Source organism: Agrobacterium sp. RAC06 (assembly GCF_001713475.1).
In the GTDB taxonomy this organism is placed as follows: Bacteria; Pseudomonadota; Alphaproteobacteria; order Rhizobiales; family Rhizobiaceae; genus Allorhizobium.
The window spans coordinates 4,001,177-4,018,058 of the sequence record NZ_CP016499.1 but is presented as its reverse complement, the minus strand read 5'-3'; the positions used below and the strand labels follow the sequence as shown (position 1 = coordinate 4,018,058).

Annotated in this window: 16 protein-coding genes and 1 pseudogene; 8 read left to right on the top strand and 9 right to left on the bottom strand. The window is 61.7% G+C overall.

What is annotated here, in order from left to right:
• The first annotated feature begins 100 nt into the window (after nt 1-100).
• The 5 genes from BSY240_RS19065 (at nt 101) to BSY240_RS19045 (ending at nt 4,923) form a co-directional block, all read left to right on the top strand.
• Nucleotides 101-1,090 carry an ABC transporter ATP-binding protein gene (locus tag BSY240_RS19065; protein ID WP_069043366.1) on the top strand — a complete coding sequence of 330 codons (990 nt, stop codon included), beginning with the start codon at nt 101-103 and terminating at the stop codon, nt 1,088-1,090.
• Complete coding sequence (locus BSY240_RS19060) at nt 1,087-2,037, top strand: ABC transporter permease (protein ID WP_069043365.1); 951 nt, start codon at nt 1,087-1,089, stop codon at nt 2,035-2,037. Before BSY240_RS19065 ends, BSY240_RS19060 begins: the two co-directional genes overlap by 4 nt.
• Complete coding sequence (locus BSY240_RS19055; RefSeq protein ID WP_069043364.1) at nt 2,027-2,842, top strand: ABC transporter permease; 816 nt, start codon at nt 2,027-2,029, stop codon at nt 2,840-2,842. The genes BSY240_RS19060 and BSY240_RS19055 overlap by 11 nt, the downstream gene beginning before the upstream one ends.
• Before the next feature lie 67 nt (nt 2,843-2,909).
• On the top strand, nt 2,910-4,334 hold the full coding sequence (locus BSY240_RS19050) for a gamma-aminobutyraldehyde dehydrogenase (protein ID WP_069043363.1): 1,425 nt from the start codon (nt 2,910-2,912) through the stop codon (nt 4,332-4,334).
• 148 nt (nt 4,335-4,482) lie between these two features.
• Nucleotides 4,483-4,923 (top strand): SH3 domain-containing protein, encoded by a 441-nt coding sequence (locus tag BSY240_RS19045; protein ID WP_236759283.1) that lies wholly within the window; start codon nt 4,483-4,485, stop codon nt 4,921-4,923.
• Between the two features lie 23 nt (nt 4,924-4,946).
• Here BSY240_RS19045 and BSY240_RS19040 read toward each other — a convergent pair whose 3' ends face one another.
• The 3 genes and pseudogenes from BSY240_RS19040 to tal form a co-directional block, all read right to left on the bottom strand.
• A complete protein-coding gene (locus BSY240_RS19040; RefSeq protein WP_150127502.1) occupies nt 4,947-8,609 on the bottom strand; it encodes a beta strand repeat-containing protein in 3,663 nt (1,220 codons plus the stop codon).
• A gap of 471 nt (nt 8,610-9,080) precedes the next feature.
• Nucleotides 9,081-9,471: pseudogene (locus BSY240_RS19035) on the bottom strand (GFA family protein).
• Nucleotides 9,472-9,577: 106 nt separating this feature from the next.
• Nucleotides 9,578-10,534, bottom strand: a complete 957-nt coding sequence (gene tal, locus BSY240_RS19030; RefSeq protein WP_069043361.1) for a transaldolase — start codon at nt 10,532-10,534, stop codon at nt 9,578-9,580.
• A 176-nt stretch (nt 10,535-10,710) separates the two neighbouring features.
• On the opposite strand from tal, the gene BSY240_RS19025 reads away from it, so the two are divergent.
• A complete protein-coding gene (locus BSY240_RS19025; protein WP_069043360.1) occupies nt 10,711-11,691 on the top strand; it encodes a sugar-binding transcriptional regulator in 981 nt (326 codons plus the stop codon).
• A gap of 5 nt (nt 11,692-11,696) precedes the next feature.
• Here the strand turns inward: BSY240_RS19025 and BSY240_RS19020 are convergent, their stop codons facing one another.
• The 4 genes from BSY240_RS19020 to BSY240_RS19005 all read right to left on the bottom strand — a co-directional run bounded on the left by BSY240_RS19020 (nt 11,697) and on the right by BSY240_RS19005 (nt 13,860).
• Nucleotides 11,697-12,065, bottom strand: a complete 369-nt coding sequence (locus BSY240_RS19020; RefSeq protein WP_069043359.1) for a type II toxin-antitoxin system RelE/ParE family toxin — start codon at nt 12,063-12,065, stop codon at nt 11,697-11,699.
• Nucleotides 12,058-12,357 (bottom strand): ribbon-helix-helix domain-containing protein, encoded by a 300-nt coding sequence (locus BSY240_RS19015; RefSeq protein ID WP_069043358.1) that lies wholly within the window; start codon nt 12,355-12,357, stop codon nt 12,058-12,060. Before BSY240_RS19015 ends, BSY240_RS19020 begins: the two co-directional genes overlap by 8 nt.
• Before the next feature lie 37 nt (nt 12,358-12,394).
• Nucleotides 12,395-13,285 carry a methylated-DNA--[protein]-cysteine S-methyltransferase gene (locus BSY240_RS19010; RefSeq protein ID WP_069043357.1) on the bottom strand — a complete coding sequence of 297 codons (891 nt, stop codon included), beginning with the start codon at nt 13,283-13,285 and terminating at the stop codon, nt 12,395-12,397.
• Between the two features lie 80 nt (nt 13,286-13,365).
• Nucleotides 13,366-13,860 carry a DUF2244 domain-containing protein gene (locus tag BSY240_RS19005; RefSeq protein WP_069043356.1) on the bottom strand — a complete coding sequence of 165 codons (495 nt, stop codon included), beginning with the start codon at nt 13,858-13,860 and terminating at the stop codon, nt 13,366-13,368.
• A 25-nt stretch (nt 13,861-13,885) separates the two neighbouring features.
• Between BSY240_RS19005 and nth the strand changes: the two genes are divergently transcribed.
• Nucleotides 13,886-14,665 carry an endonuclease III gene (gene nth, locus BSY240_RS19000; RefSeq protein WP_069043355.1) on the top strand — a complete coding sequence of 260 codons (780 nt, stop codon included), beginning with the start codon at nt 13,886-13,888 and terminating at the stop codon, nt 14,663-14,665.
• 3 nt (nt 14,666-14,668) lie between these two features.
• Here nth and BSY240_RS18995 read toward each other — a convergent pair whose 3' ends face one another.
• Complete coding sequence (locus BSY240_RS18995) at nt 14,669-15,382, bottom strand: sulfate transporter family protein (protein WP_069043354.1); 714 nt, start codon at nt 15,380-15,382, stop codon at nt 14,669-14,671.
• A 64-nt stretch (nt 15,383-15,446) separates the two neighbouring features.
• A complete protein-coding gene (locus tag BSY240_RS18990) occupies nt 15,447-16,235 on the bottom strand; it encodes a carbon-nitrogen hydrolase family protein (protein ID WP_083229677.1) in 789 nt (262 codons plus the stop codon).
• A 158-nt stretch (nt 16,236-16,393) separates the two neighbouring features.
• Here BSY240_RS18990 and BSY240_RS18985 point away from each other — a divergent pair, with 158 nt between their 5' ends.
• Nucleotides 16,394-16,882 carry a hypothetical protein gene (locus BSY240_RS18985; protein WP_069043352.1) on the top strand — a complete coding sequence of 163 codons (489 nt, stop codon included), beginning with the start codon at nt 16,394-16,396 and terminating at the stop codon, nt 16,880-16,882.

Here is a 16,882-nt window from a genome sequence, read left to right as displayed (position 1 = left end):
CTTCGGCCCCCCTCATCGCCTCGCTATGCTCGGCACTTCTCCCCGCTGGGGAGAAGAGGCCGCCTGTCGGCGGCACACCTCACATACCTCTGGAGTCCCCATGACCGCAGCCGTCTCCTTCTCGAAGGTCTCGCGCCATTTCGGCAGCGTGAAAGCCGTCGATGCCGTCGACCTGACCGTCGAGCCAGGCGAATTCTTCGCCATGCTCGGCCCTTCAGGTTCCGGCAAGACGACCTGCCTGCGCCTGATTGCCGGCTTCGAACAGCCGACCGCGGGCCATATCGAGATCTTCGGCGAAACTGCCGAGGGCGTGCCGCCCTATCGGCGCAACGTCAACACGGTCTTCCAGGACTATGCCCTCTTCCCCCACCTCAACATTCTCGACAACGTCGCCTATGGCCTGATGGTCAAGGGCGTCGCCAAAGCCGAGCGCCACCGCGAGGCAGAGAAAGCCTTGGAGATGGTAAAGCTCCCCGGCTACGGCGCCCGCAAGCCCGGCCAGCTTTCCGGCGGCCAGCGGCAGCGCGTGGCGCTGGCCCGCGCTCTCGTCAACAAGCCCAAGGTTCTGCTGCTCGATGAGCCACTCGGCGCGCTGGACCTGAAGCTGCGCGAACAGATGCAGGAGGAGCTGAAAAGCCTGCAGCGCTCGCTCGGCATCACCTTTGTCTTCGTCACCCATGATCAGGGCGAAGCGCTGTCCATGGCCGACCGCGTTGCCGTCTTCAATGACGGCAAGATCGTCCAGGCCGGCACCCCGTACGAGATCTACAGCCGCCCCCGCACCCGCTTCGTTGCCGATTTCGTCGGCTCTTCGAATGTGATTGCGCCCGAAGCGATGAAGGCGCTGGGCGGCGAGGCCCGCTGGACAAGCCTACGCCCCGAAGCCATCCGCATCGTCTCGGAAGGTGGCATCGAGGCGACCGTGCGCTCGACCAGCTTCCTCGGCGCCTCGACCAAGCTCTTCGTCGAAACGGCAGTGGCCGCACTCACCATCTCGCTACCCGCCGGCCAAGCCGCGCCTCAAACAGGCGAAAGCATCCGCATCGTCTGGTCGCCTGCCGACCCACATTACATGGAGGCCGGCGCATGACGGCGATCTCCACATCTGCCATCACCCCTGGCCGTCAGGGCCTGATGGGGCGGCTCTCGGATCTGTTCTGGCGGCGTCCCAACCTGCTGCTGGTGCTGATGCTGGTGCCGCCCCTGCTCTGGCTCGGCATCATCTATGTCGGCTCGCTGGTGGCACTGCTTCTGCAGAGCTTCTTCTCGATCGATGAATTCTCCGGCCTGATCAATTACGAGTTCACGCTGGCGACCTATGGCGAACTGCTGCGCCCGGCCAATTTCGACATCATCCTGCGCACGCTGCTGATGTCGGCCGCTGTTACGCTCGCTTCCGCCGTCATCGCCTTCCCGATCGCCTATTACGCCGCACGTTATGCCAAAGGCCGCTGGAAGGCCGTCTTCTATCTCGGCATCATGCTGCCGCTCTGGTCGAGCTATCTCGTCAAGGTCTATGCCTGGAAGCTGATCCTCGCCAAGGAAGGCATCCTCACCTGGATCTTCGCCAAGCTGCATCTGACCTGGCTACTCGATGGACTGCTCGCCATCCCCGTCATCGGCGGCAATTCCCTGTCGATCAGCTATCTCGGCACCTTCATCGTCTTCGTCTATGTCTGGCTGCCGTTCATGATCCTGCCGACCCAGGCGGCCCTTGAACGTGTGCCCGGCAACCTGATCGAAGCCTCGGGCGATCTCGGCGCCGATAGCCGCCAGACCTTCCGCCATGTGCTCTTTCCGCTGGCGCTGCCCGGCATTGTCGCCGGCTCGATCTTCACCTTCTCGCTGACCATGGGCGATTACATCATCCCGCAGATCGTCGGCACCTCGCGGCTCTTCATCGGCCAGGCCGTCTATGCCCAGCAGGGTACCGCCGGCAATATCCCGCTTGCCGCCGCCTTCTCGGTGGTGCCGATCGTCATCATGGGCATTTACTTGACCATCGCAAAACGCATGGGGGCCTTCGATGCGCTCTGACCGCTCCCAATCCGCGGGCCTGTCGCTCAAGATCGCCGCGGGCCTCGGCCTTGCCTTCCTGCATCTGCCGATCCTCTTGATCTTCGTCTATGCCTTCACGACGGAGGAAAAGAGCTTCCAGTGGCCACCGCCGGGCTTCACCACGAAATGGTTTGCCGTCGCCTGGAACCGCCCGGATATCTGGGAAGCGCTTACACTCTCGGTCAAGGTCGCGAGCATCGCAACCGTCATTGCCATGGTACTCGGCACGCTCGCCGCCGCAGCCGTCGCGCGGACGAAATTCTTCGGTCGAGAAGTGATCTCGCTGCTCGTCATCCTGCCGATCGCACTACCCGGCATCATCACCGGCATTGCGCTCCGCTCGGCCTTCTCGCTGGCGGACATCCCTTTCACCTTCTGGACGATCATTCTCGGCCACGCCACCTTCTGCGTCGTCGTTGTCTACAACAACGCCGTCGCCCGCTTCCGCCGCACCTCCGGCTCGCTGATCGAGGCCTCGATGGATCTTGGCGCCGATGGTTTCCAGACCTTCCGCCATGTGATCCTGCCGAACATCGCAACGGCGCTTCTGGCCGGTGGCATGCTTGCCTTTGCGCTCTCCTTCGACGAGGTCATCGTCACCACCTTTACCGCCGGCCAGCAGTCGACCCTGCCGATCTGGATGCTGGAAGAACTGATCCGCCCACGCCAGCGCCCGGTGACCAATGTGGTCGCGATGATCGTCGTGATCGTCACTTTCCTGCCGATCCTGGCAGCCTATTATCTGACCCGCGATACCGACCAGATCGCGGGCAGCGGCAAATGAACCATCGAACCCGTGCAGCAACGGCCGCGCGGTCTCGCAAATGAAGTCTGATACAAGGGAGAACGACATGGACACCCAGATGCTGATCGGCGCCAAGCTCGAAGCCGGCACAGAGACGGACGAGAAGATCCTGAACCCCAAGACCGGCGAATTGATCGTCGATCTCCCCGAAGCCTCGCTCGCTCAGGTCGAGGCGGCCGTTGACGCTGCCGAAGGCGCCTTCGTTTCCTGGTCGCAGACGACGCCCGGCCAGCGCGCCGGCTACCTGCTGGCGATCGCCGACGTGATCGAAAAAGACGCAGCCGCCTTCGCAGCGTTGGAAAGCCTCAACTGCGGCAAGCCGATCAACGCCGTGCTCAACGATGAAATCCCGGCGATCGTCGATTGCTACCGCTTCTTTGCCGGTGCAATCCGCACGCTGCAGGCCCCGGTCTCCGGCGAATACCTGCCAGGCTTCACCTCGATGATCCGCCGCGATGCCGTGGGCGTCATCGGCTCGATTGCGCCCTGGAATTACCCGCTGATGATGATGGCCTGGAAGCTCGCACCGGCGCTGGCCGGCGGCAACACCATCGTCTTCAAGCCCTCCGAGCAGACGCCGCTGACGGCCCTCAAGCTCGCCAAGGTCATGGCCGACATCCTGCCCGAAGGCGTGGTCAATGTCATTCTCGGCCGCGGCGAGAGCGTCGGCAACGCGCTGATCAACAATCCGAAAATCCAGATGCTGTCGATCACCGGCGATATCGCCACCGGCAAGAAGATCATGACGGCAGCCGCCAAGACGGTGAAGCGCACACATCTGGAGCTCGGCGGCAAGGCCCCGGTCATCGTCCATGACGATGCCGATATCGACGCCGTCGTCTCAGCCATCCGCACCTTCGGCTATTACAATGCCGGCCAGGACTGCACCGCCGCCTGCCGCATTTACGCCGCCGACAAGATCTACGACCGCTTCGTTGCCGATCTCGCGAGCGCCGTCTCCACCATCAAGTTCAACCAGGCCGACGATGCTGAAAACGAGATCGGCCCGCTGATCTCAAAGCGCCAGCGCGACCGCGTCGAAAGCTTCGTCACCCGCGCCGCCGAACACAAGCACATGGAAGTCGTGACCGGCGGCAAGCTCGGCTCCGACAAGGGCTTCTTCTACACGCCAACAGTCATTGCCGGCGCGACGCAAGACGACGAAATCGTCCGCCGCGAAGTCTTCGGCCCCGTCGTCTCCGTCACCCGCTTCACCGAAGCCGAACAGGCCGTCGCCTGGGCAAACGACAGCGACTACGGCCTTGCCTCCTCCGTCTGGACCAAGGACATCTCTCGCGCCATGCAGACTGCCGCCAAGCTGCGTTACGGCTGCACCTGGATCAACACCCACTTCATGCTCTGCAACGAAATGCCCCATGGCGGCATGAAGCAGTCGGGTTATGGCAAGGACATGTCGGTCTATGCGCTGGAAGACTACACGACCGTCCGCCATGTGATGATTGCGCATTGAGCTTTGCAGGGGCCTGAGGGCGATAAGGGGAAGGGGTCATCTCGGTGGCCCCTTCCCTTTTGGCTGTTGGCATTTACCCTGACACAGCAAAGCGGTAGCGGCATCACGCCGCCGCCGGTATGGTGCTGAGCACTTCAGGGAGCCCCGCATGCACCACCGCGCCACGATGATGATCCTGACTGCATTCGCCTGGATGGCAGGTGCCGACCTGATCGCGCATGCTCAGGAACCGCAAGTCATCCCCGCTCCAAACCTCGATGGCGGCGGAGCGCTGACAGACACCTATCTCTGGCATGTCCGCGGCCTGCCCCCTGGCCAGAGCCTTGCCGTCTATTCCGGCGCCGGACCGAATTTCCGGGTCATCCACGCGCTCGACGAGGGCCAGCCGATCGAGCGCCTCTCTTGCCGCGACAGTCGTGGTGGCTACTGGTGCCGCATCGCCACCGTCGACCGTCCCCGCATTTCAGGCTGGGTCGATGGACGGTTTTTGCTCGAGGAAAGCGGCTTCGCGCCGCCGGACGACGTGCGAAATCCGTCCTTCGAACTGGAGATCATCATCGATCCCTTCCCGAGGCCGAGAAGGCCCTGAGCGGCAATTCCTGATCTACTGGCTCAGATCTCCTGATAAGCAGCGATCACCGCCGCCAGCTGGGAGTCGTTCATTGCCTGAACCTGCGGAGCCGTCAAAGCAAGGAGTTGGGCGGTGCTGAGATCATCGATATCTTCGGTCGACAGGCCGGAAATTGCCGACGTGCCAATGGCGGCTATGTCTTCCGTGGAGAAGAGCTGCAGGTCTGCACCTTCGAGGGCACGGATCGCGGCCGAACCGAGGGCGCCAACCTGAGCAGGGGTCAGAGCCTCGATCTGTGCCGTGGTCATGGCAACAAGTTGCTCGGTGGACAGCGCACCGATAATCCGCGAGTTCAGCGCGGCGACTTTATCAGTGCCCAATGCGACGATGCTGTTAGTCGACAGGTTGCGGATTTGCGCAGACGTCAGAGCTGAGAACTGGCCGCTCGAGAAGCTGACGATTTGGTCCGACGTGAGGGCCCGGACCTGAGCTGTCGTCAGCGAACTCACCTGCGCCGTGGTCAATCCACCAAGCTGAGCGCTGTCGAGGGCTGCGACGTTCGCCGTCGACAGTCCCGCAATCGCTCGCGAACTGATGGCGGCGATATCGGTCGATTCGAGCACATCAAGGTCTTCTGTCGTGAGGCCGGCGATAGCCCCACTGGAGAGCGATGCCAACAGGGCTGTGGTCAGAGAACCGATCTGCTCGGAGGACAACGCCGTTATCTGCGCGGACTCGAGGCCAGCAAAGGCGCGGGTGTTGATCGCGGCCACCTGGCTTGTGGAGAGCGAGCCGAATGTATCCGTCGTGAGTGCCCGCAGTTGCGTACTGGTCAGAGCACCGATTGCGGCAGCCGTCATACCGTCAAAATGCGCGCTGGTCAGGCCGGCGATCTGCGCCGTGGTCAGCGCTGCGGCCTGCGCGGATGTGAGCCCCGCGAGCTGGGCGGTATCAAGTGTCGTGAAAGATGTTGGTGTGATGGAGGCAATGGTCCGGGTGCTCAGTACAGCGAGTTCCGAAGAGGTTAGCGTATCGAGCTGGGCACTACCGAGCGCCGCGCTGCCGAGCGCTGCCAGCTGCGAGGTCGAAAGGGCCGCAAATTCCGCAGTGGCGACCGCAGCCCAGAGAGTGCTGCCAAGGTCAGCGAGTGCACGCGTGCTTAAGGATTGCATCTGGTCGGTGGACAGAGAACCGAACTGCTCGGGCGTCAGCGACCGAAGCTGGGTGCTGGTGAGGCCGGCGACGGCTTCCGTGGAAAGGGCGTCGATCTGATCGCTGGTCAGGACATCGATTTGCGCCGTTGTCAGGGCAGCAACCTGGACGCCGGTCAGGCTGGAAATCTGGTCAGATGTGAGAGCCGCTATGCCGCTGGTCGAAAGCGCCTCGATAACACGGGAGGGCAGTTCGGCGATCTCGGAAGACGTCAGGGTCCCGAGAGCGCCGACCGTCAGGGCGCGGATAGCCGAGGAACTCAGCGCACCCAATTGCGCGGATGTCAGGGCATCGAACGTCGCCGTGCTCAGGGCAGCCACCTGTTGTGACGTCAGAGCTGCGATGCCACGGGTACTAATCGACCTGATCTGCGCCGTGTCGAGCGACGCAAGGGCATCATTCGAAAGCGCCGCGATCTGGCCAGAAGACATGATCGCGATCTGGTCCGTGGTGAAGGAATCCAGCTGACTGGCGCTCAGCGACCCGACAATGGCGGCCGAAAGGGCTGCAATCTGGGCCGAGGTAAGTGCAATGAGCTGGCTTGAGGTCAATGCGGCGAACGCGCTGGTCGTCAGTCCCGCGAGCGAACGGGGCTGCAGGGCGGCAATGTCGACAGACTCGAAGGTCGAGAGGTCATCGGCCCCGAGCGCGGCGACCGAAGTCGAAGACAGTGCTGCAATCTGGGCGCTCGACAGGACGGCGATCTGCGCCGAGGTCATGGCGGCAATCTGCGCTGAACTGAGTGCTGCAACGGCGCGCGTGTTCATCGCGGCAATCAGCGTGGTCGAGAGGTTACCAATGACAGCCGTGGAGATGCCAGTGATGGCGGTGGAACTGAGTGCGGCAAACTCGATGGTGGAGAACGTTTCCAAGTCGTCGGACGACAGAGCCGCAACGTCACTCGACGACAGGGCTGCAATCTGAGCGGACGTCAGCGCCTCGATCTGGTCGCTCGTCATCGCATCGAGTTGTGCGCTGGTAAGCGCACTGACGGCGCGGCTGTTCAGTGCTGCCACCTGCTCTGTCGAAAGAGTGGTGATATTGACGCTGCCGAGTGCAACAACCTGAGCGGAGTTAAGCGCCGCGATCTGGCCGGTACTTAAAGCGCCGATCTGATTGCTGTCGAGCGCAGCCACTTGAGCGGTCTTCAGGCTCGCGATCTGACCGGTGGAAAGAGCACTCAGCTGAGCCGATAGCAGGCTTGCGATCTGGACTGCGGACAGCCCCTGCAGCGCACGGGAATTCAGGGCTGCAAATTCAGTCGAGGAAAAGGTCGCGAGATCATCGATACCGAGCCCGGCCACGCCCGCCGAGGACAGGGCGGCAATCTGCAAGGTCGAGAGAGCAGCGACCTGCGCGCTGTCGAGCGCAGCGATCTTGGCTGACCCCAGCATGGCGATCACGCGAGTGGACAGGCCGCTGATCTGCAGTGTGCTGAACGAAAGCAGTGTACCAGAGTTGAGCGCGTTCACTTGAGCGCTCGACAGACCGGAAAGCTGGGCGGGGGTCAGACCATTGACCTGGTCAGAAGTCAGGGATGCGATCTGCGCCGTGGTCAAGGCAGCGATTTTGCCTGAGGCCAGGCTTGTAAGTTGTTCGGAACCGAGTGACGCAAAGACGTCGACCGAAAGGCCAGCCAGGCTTCGCGTCGCGATAGCGGCGACATCATCCGCAGACAGCACATCGATATCATCAGAACCGAGGCCTTTGATCCCGGCGGACGTGAGCGCGGCAAGCTGGCCGGTCGTCAACACCTCGACCTGCTGCGTCGAAAGTGCTGCCACCTGTCCCGACGACAGGGCCGCCACCGCACTGCTCTTCAGGGCGGCAATCTGGTCAGTATCGAAGGAGGCGATTACATGCGTGGTCAGCACCGGAATCTGGCGCGAGGTTAGACCCGAGACCTGCAGCGCGGAGAGACCGTCGATCTGGCCACTGGTCAGGCCAGCAATCACAGTGGTGGACAGAGACGCGATCTGAGCTGTGGTCAGCCCGGAGAGCTGACTGCTTGTGAGCACGGCGAAATTGGCTGAGGACAGACCGGATAGAGCGCGCGTGGACAGAGCGGAAAGCTCTGTGGAGGTAAGGGTCGCGATATCCTCCGTTTCGAGACTGGCAAGCGCCACGCTGGTCAGCGCTGCCAGCTGGGACGTCGACAGGGCATCGAACTGTTCGGGCGAAAGCGCTCTAATCTGGGCGGAAGAAAGCGCACCCAGCTGACGGCTCTGGAGCCCGATGATCTTGGCACTGTCGATGACAGCGAGCTGATCGATGGTCAAGCCGCGCACCGCAGCGACCGAGACCGCACGCAGCTGACTGGATGAAAGCCCGTCAAAATCGTCTGTCTGGAAGGCAGAAATCTGTTTCGACGACAATGCGGCGATCTGCGCGGAGCTGAGCGCATTGACGTCTTCGCTGGTAAATGCCGCTATGGCCGAGGTCGCCAGCGTCCTGATCTGACTGATACTCACTGAAGGAATAATCGTAGCCATCAACGCCCGCCCTAATGACTTGTTGTTCAAAAAAACGCAATGCGGCCAAACAAAGGGCTCGTGCCTCCCCTTAGGGTGACTCGATGGCCCCGCGGTTCCTGCGAGGCGCGCATAGAAGAACGCGCGACATCTGGCAGTACTGTTGCGGACGCAATCTCAGTGAAAACATGGCTCTGCAGAGCCTGGCGTTGGATTGGGCATCATGCAGCAGAGCTGATCTCTGCTTCCCTCGCCATCAAAATGACCCTAGCCGGAAAATCCCGCCCCTCGCCCCGGCGAATCCGATGCGGATTCTGAGGCGCGTCATTCGTGTGATATGGCGCAGAAATTAACCCTTCGTCAATCATTAAGGCAGAATTTTCTGCAGCCCAGAGTCGGATCAAACATGCTTTACCCGCGATTGATGCGATGCTGCCGCAGCAGGCGAACCGCACAACTTTCCCTCATCTTGATCGCGAGGAGACCCGTGCTTCACTCTTTCCCGCGCCCCTCTTCCGGCCGGTCCCGCTCGTATCGGTGCGCCACCGGAAATGCCGGCAGCCAGTCCTCATATCGGATCGTCCAAAGCTCGTAGCTCGGCTGAAACTCATTGATGTCGTCGAACGATCCGAGATTCACTTCCACCTCCTCGCCGCTCTGATTGAAGACCCGCGAGCCGCAGGTCGGAGAAATAGCGGCCGTCATACAGCTGCGCCTCACGGGTGATCGTCACCTGATGATCGCGATAGATAGCCGAAGCGTGGAACGGGGCTCCATGGTATTTGCGGCAGTCGAGACAGTGGCAGATGCCGACGCGACCCGGCTCGCCCTCCGCTTCGAACCGCACTTTGCCGCAGGCGCAACCGCCCGTCATGATCGCCATGGTCTTCCTCCCTGGAGGCGTACCAGCAGTCTGGAACACATGAAAAATGGCCGCAGCTTGCGCCACGGCCATTTCCCAACTCCGGAGTATCGGATCGGCTCCCTGATCAGGCAGCCAGTGCCTTGGCGATCTGGCCACGCAGCGTATCCATATCCTTGGCAAACCCGCGAATACCTTCGGCGAGCTTCTCAGTCGCCATCGCATCCTGGTTCATCGCCCAGCGGAAGGCCTTCTCGTCGAGCGAGACATGCGGCTCGGCCTTGACCGTATCGGGCGACAGCGCGCGAGCAAGCGTGCCCTGGTCCGCATTCAGCTCATCAAGCAACTGCGGGCTGATCGTCAGACGGTCGCAACCGGCCAGCGCTTCGATTTCACCGGCATTGCGGAAGGAGGCGCCCATGACGATCGTGTTGATGCCGTTCGCCTTGTAGTAGTTGTAGATCGAGCGCACCGAGACAACGCCCGGATCGGTTTCGGACGTGTAGTCCTCACCGGTCGACTTTTTGTACCAGTCGAGGATACGGCCGACGAAGGGCGAGATGAGGAAGACCTTGGCTTCGGCGCAGGCAATCGCCTGGGCCTTGGAGAAGAGCAACGTCAGATTGCAGTCGATGCCTTCCTTCTGCAACACTTCGGCAGCCCGAATGCCTTCCCAGGTGGAGGCGAGCTTGATCAGGATGCGATCCTTCTCGATGCCGCGCTCCTTATAGCCGGCGATGATCTGGTGGGCCTTGTCGATCGATGCCTTGGTGTCGAAGGAGAGGTCGGCGTCGACTTCGGTCGATACGCGGCCCGGAACCAGTTCGGCCAAGGCAGCACCGACGGAGATTGCCATGCGGTCGGCAATCGCGCCGATAACGGCATCATCCTGGCCACCCTTGGCCTTGCCCCAGGTGATGGCTTCCTGAAACGCATCCTGGAACGCGTCGGTGCCGAGCGCCTTCAGAACGATCGACGGATTGGTTGTGCAATCGACAGGCTTCAGACGGCGGACGGCCTCGATGTCACCGGTATCGGCGACGACGGTCGTCATGGAACGAAGCTGTTCGAGTTTCGAGGTCATCGGGTTATCCTTCGGCTGCGCGAAAAGAGTTGGGGACCGGCATTTGCACGCCGGTCTCGTTGCCCGGACTATCGCCATCCGCAGACGGCAAAGTCAAGACATATGTCCTTTGAATTTGACATAAGTACCATGAGAACGGATAGTGCCCGCTGGAAGTTCCCCATTCGAGAGAGATCTTGGCCAAGCTCCGACGCGAGACCCACACCACCCTTTCGGACGCAGCCGCGCTGCGCATCCGCGCCGCCTGGCTCTATTACAACGAGGGCCTGACACAAAAGGACGTGGCCGACCGTCTCGGCATCAGCCGATCGACGGTCATCCGCATGCTGGAGGAAGCCCGAAAGCGAGCAGAGGTCCAGATCTGGATCAGCGATGGCGTCGCCGACTGCGTTGATCTCGCCGTGCGGCTGGAAAAGGCCTACGGCCTCGACGAGGCCGTTGTCGTGCCCTCGTCGGACAGCCAGGATGCCACCTCGATCGCCAAAGCCGTCGGTCTCGCCCTCGGCCAGTTCCTGACCGAAGCCATCACCAACGACATGACGATCGGCGTCGGCTGGGGCCGCACCATGACGGCTTCGCTCGCCGGTTTCCGGTCGCCCGGCCGGGAGAACTGTAAGGTCGTCTCGCTGCTCGGCGGGATCGTGGCAGTCCGCCAGACCAACCCGATCGACTATACTTGGCGGCTGGCAAGCCAGCTCGGCGCCGAATGCTACATGTTCCTCGCACCCCTGCTCGTCGATTCGGTTACGACGAAGCGGGCACTGATCGAGGAATGCGGACTGAAGGCGATCTACGACCTCGCCGAGAACCTCGACCTCGCCATCGTCTCCTGCGGCGACATCGGCCCGCATTCCACTTCGCTCTCCGAAGGCTTCATCAGCCATCAGACCCTGATGGAGCTGGTCGACGCAGGCTGCGTCTGCGACACCATGTTCAACTTCCTCGATGCGGACGGGAACTCGGTTGCCCATCCGATCAACGAGCGGGTGATGTCGGTCGATTTGGACACGCTGAAAAAGTCAAAGCACATCGTGCTGTCCTCAGGCGGCGCGCATCGCGCCAAGGCCATCAGGGCGACGATCCGGCGGATTGGGTGTAATACGCTGATCACCGATGAGGCGGCGGCGCGGGAGTTGTTGGGGCTGGCGACTGCGTAAGTCGCCTATTCGTCGCCATAGATCAGTGGCAGGTGTCGTTCCACCTCCATCGCATCATGCAGGATGCGTCCAACACCGATCAATTCTGCCATGACATGTCGATAGAGTATGAAGTGTCGCGGCCGGCGAACAATTCCACTTGGATGGCGCGCCCGATCGCGGCTGTGGCGTAGATGGTAGCTGTGAATCCCAGGCCCAAGCTCAGGCCGTGACACGACGCCATTTCGCCAGTTCGAGACGGCGAGATCCGAGAGAGCAGTGACAATCAGAAACTCATAGCGGAGCAGAGCGCCGCCGCCAAAGTCAGCATAGGTTCTGGTTAGGATATCGAGGATGTCGGCATCGGCTTCTGTCGAAAGCCGGACCTCAACCATCGCCCCTCACCCGCTTGTCCGCCTGGCGGATAGCGTCGCGACCGATCCTCGCGATATGGTCCGCCAGCTTTTCGACCGGCACGTCGGTGAAACGCCCCTGGTCCAAATCTGCGAAGCCCAGGTCGGCGGCTTGTCTCAAAGCCTCTACTTTGGCCGCTTCGCCGGCAGCCTTCTCCTCGACAAGCCGAAGTCCTTCGCGAAGCACATCATCCGCATGATCGAAGCAACCGGACTCCACCAGGCTGTCGATCCGGCGGCTGATGTCTTCAGGGAGTTGAACTGTATTGCGCATGATCCATCCTCTCACAGAAGCGCAATTTCGAAAAGCGTCACAGTCCCCCCTTCCCCGCCTCCCAGCCGAGCATGGCCCGCTTGCGGGTCAGCCCCCAGTGATAGCCGGTCAGCGCGCCGCTCTTGCCAAGTGCCCGGTGGCAGGGCACGACAAACGAGATCGGGTTGCGGCCGACGGCAGCACCCACGGCACGGCTGGCCGTCGGCTGACCGATCTTTTGGGCGATGTCGGAATAGGTGACGGCCTTGCCGAGCGGGATCTGGAGAAGGCTTTCCCAGACTCTGATCTGGAAGTCCGAGCCGATCAGCACGACGCGCAAGGGCTCTTCCGCAGACCAGCGCTCCGGATGGAAGACGCGTGCCGCATAAGGCGCCGTCGCCTCGATATCCTCGACGTAATGCGCATTCGGCCAGCGCTGCGCCATGTCGTCGAAACAGGCGACTTCGCCGCCGACATCGGCAAAGGCGAGCCCCGCCAACCCGCGCTCGGTGATCATGACAAGCGCCAGCCCGAAGGGCGAAGGATGGTAGCCGTAGCGGATGGTCAGCCCTGCGCCGCGCGCCTTCCACTCCCCGGGGCTCATTGCCTCATGAGTGACGAAGAGATCATGGAGGCGACCGGGGCCGGAAAGACCCAGTTCAAGCGACGTCTCAAGCAGCGGCAATTCCTCGCGCCCCAGCAGCCGCTTGGCATGGTCGAGCGTCACGGCCTGGAGGAAGGCCTTGGGGGAAAGGCCCGCCCAGCGGGTGAACGTCTTCTGCAATTGCGTCGGCGACTGGCCCAGCCGCTCGGCGATCACCTCCAGCGATGGTTGGCTCTGGTAGTCGAGCGTCAGCATCTCGACTACCTGCCGCACGGTCTCATAGTCCGAACCTGACGGCGTGATGTCGGTGGAGCCGGAAAGGTTTATTTGTTGCGCAAGCGTCATGGCGAAATCCTCAATCTGAACAGGACTTCACCACGGGCAATCCTTCGACGCCACCCGTTTCTTGCAGTAATGTCTGGCACTCAGATCCGCTGCTTGGCCGTAGCAAGTGCCCCGGTGAGGGCCTTGGCGAAACTCTCGCGATCATCGGGGTTGAGGAAGGAGCCGACATCGGTCCCGCGGCCCTCGCCGCTCACCACCATCGATGTGATGCCAAACTCATCGTGGCGATGCACGAAAAACCGCGCCCAGAGCGTCTTGAAGCTGTGCTCGGTCATCCGGCCGGCGGGTGTGAACTTGCGGATTGAGAGACTGGTCCGAGACACCGTCACCTCTTCACGTGCCCGCGCAGAGCGATAGTTCAGCCAGAACGCGCCATACAGCAGCAGGAAGTCGATGCCGAAGAAGATACCGATCGGCCAGGCACCGGTCGCCATGAAAAAGATCGCATGGACGAGACACACGGTCCCGGTGATGGCAAACAGGATGCGATACCCCTTGCGACCGAGCGACCGGTAGGGTGTCAGTTCCGCTGCGAAAATCGGCTGGTCCGCCGCCTGCTCGAGATTGCCTTCCATCACCACGCCCGACTATAGGTTTTCCATGACTGAAGCGAAGCCGAAATCCAGCACCCAAACTTTGAAAAAGTCAAATCCTGCGACCCGTCGCAAGCCAGCGGCACGCCGTCGCACGGCTTATTCAAAGGCCGAATTGGAAGAGATCTTCCGCCGCTTCTCGATCCAGAGGCCGGAGCCGAAGGGCGAGCTGGAACACGTCAACCCGTTCACGCTTGTCGTTGCCGTGGCTCTCTCCGCCCAGGCAACAGACGCCGGAGTAAATAAGGCGACGCGGGCGCTGTTCAAGGTGGCCGACACGCCGGAGAAGATGCTTGCTCTCGGCGAGGAAAAGGTCCGCGATTACATCAAGACGATTGGGCTCTATCGCAACAAGGCGAAGAACGTCATCGCGCTCAGCCAGAAGCTGGTCGACGACTTCGGCAGCGTCGTGCCGCGCACTCGCGAGGAGCTGGTGACGCTGCCGGGTGTGGGCCGCAAGACCGCAAACGTCGTGATGTCCATGGCCTTCGGCATACCCACAATGGCCGTCGACACGCATATCCTGAGAATTGGCAACCGCATCAAGCTCGCGCCCGGCAAGACGCCGGATGAGATCGAGGAGATCCTGATGCGGATCATCCCAGAAGAATACCTCTTCCACGCCCATCACTGGCTGATCCTGCACGGGCGCTACTGTTGCAAGGCGCGGCGCCCCGAATGCGAGAAATGCGTGATCGCCGATATCTGCAAGTCGCCGGAAAAGACTTGCGACGTGCCAGCACCGTTGGTCGAGCTGCCGCCGCAGGCGATCAGCGCCGTCGAATAAGGCTCAACGGGCGAGAGCCACGTCCCGCGCGGCGAGCGCCTTGTGCAGATGCACCATTAAACCGGCAGCGAACAGCGGCGTGAGCAGATTGACGATCGGCACGGCCAGAAACAGCGCGATGACGAGACCCGCCATGAATACGGTGCCCGAATGGCGGGAACGCAGAAGTTTCGCCTCTTCGACACTGCGGAACCGCATGGCGGCGAACTCGAAGAATTCCCGGCCGAGCAGGTAACCGTTCACAAGGAAAAAGGCGAGAATGTTGATGCCCGGGATGAAGAGCAGCATCAGCGCAATCAGGTTGCCGACGACGACCACGCCGAAGAACTTGATCGAGGCAACGATCGCCTGTCCCATCGGCATGGCCTTGCCCGGCGGGTCGGTGGGATAATCCCGCTTCTCCACGACTTCGGCGACATCATCGAGAAACAGACCGGCAATGATCGCGGTGACCGGCGACAGCAAGAGTGCCAACCCGAGTGCCAGCCCGATGCTGGCCAGAATGCCGAAGATGAAGGTGAGCCAGCCCGCCCAGTCCGGCAGTTCCGGGACGACGCCCTGGACCAGAGGCATGATGAAGGCGATGAAAGTCTCGCGCAGACCGAACCACAGGCCGATCAAAACGAGGATCGTCAGGCCGAGCGTCTTCCAGAAGACCGTGCGGGTCTCCGGGGCAAAAAGATTGCGCAGCGACAGCACGGCAGCGTCAAAGATCATCGGTGGCCTCCTTCATCAACAGCCGTGATGTAGGAGGCCGAAGCTGCCGCTGCAATGCGCAATCTCAGCTGAGGCGATAAAGGCCCGGCCGACGGTCGGTGAGATAGGGGTTTTGCGCCCGGGCGTCGTCATAGGCGGCGGGATCGATCTCGGCGACAAGCAGCGTCTCCCGCATACCGGCCCGCGCCAGCTCGTCGCCATCTGGCCCGAGGATCACCGACCGACCGCCATAGGTGAGCCCATTCTCCTCGCCGCAGAGATCGGCATAGATGACGAAGACGCCGTTTTCGAAGGCACGTGTCGGTACAACCGTATCGGCAACGCGTCGGCTTATGATGCCTTCCGGCAACGCGGTCGGCACGAGGATCAATTCGGCACCGGCCAGCGCCAGCGTTCTTACATTCTCCGGGAACTCGACGTCGTAGCAGATCAGCATTCCGGTCTTGATACCGTTGAGATCGAAGACATGCGGAGCCTCCGAGCCTGGCACGAAAGCCGCCCGTTCGCCGTCGCCATAGAGATGGCTCTTGCGGTAGAATTCCGTGCTGCCGTCCGGCCGGACAAGCACAGAGGAATTGAACACCTGATTGCCGTCGTGCTCGGGAAAACCTGCGCAGATCGAAAGCCCGCAATCGGCCGAAATTTCCATCAAGGCGCCAATGATCAAACCATCGCGCCCTTCCGCCACTTCCTTGAACTGCGAACCGAGTGCGTATCCACTGGTGCCGAGTTCGGGCGTGACAAGAAGCTCCGCGCCCATTTCTGCCGCCGCCATGGCAGCTTGGGCAATCTTGCCGATATTGCCCGGAACATCGCCGGAAAGCGGCTGCATTTGATAGAGCGAAATCAGCATGATGCACCTGTCTGCGTCAGAGTCTGGGTTGGAACGTTAGTGCTGCATGCCTAGCGGAGGCAAGCGGCAACTCCAAGGCAAGCCGCGCCAGGTTGCCTTTCTTGTCTCGGACCTTATCTTTAGGAAATGGAACATGTGATCGAAGCAGGCTTGTCCTGATGGCTTTTGTCGTTACGGCCGCCGTAGCCTTGCTGCTGATAGAGCTTTATCTCAGGCGCCGCCCTTGGGCGATCGCGCTGACCGGCGTGATCGCTGTCGTCGGCACCGTGATCTGGATCTTCAGCGATAATCAGTCGAGAAGCCAGAGAGGCGCTGTCTCGGCCGTCACAGTGGATGTCGGAGCCGACGGCGAGACTTGCCTTGATCCGGCCCTGCCGCTGGCTGCAACACTCACCAATTCTTCCGGCGACATGGTCAACCGCATTGCCTTTGACCTGATCGGACAGCAGGCGGAAAGAGCCGGCACCGCCTATCGCGGTACTCTCCGTCATAATCAGGCTCTGGCGCCGGGCGAAAGCATCACGCGGTGTTTCCCCCTGCTCTACCACGGCTTCGCCCACCCGCGTCCACAGATCGTCGATGCGACGAAATATGACTGGACGGCACACGTGACCCTTGTCGGCTTCGGCGACGCGCCCTCCCCATAA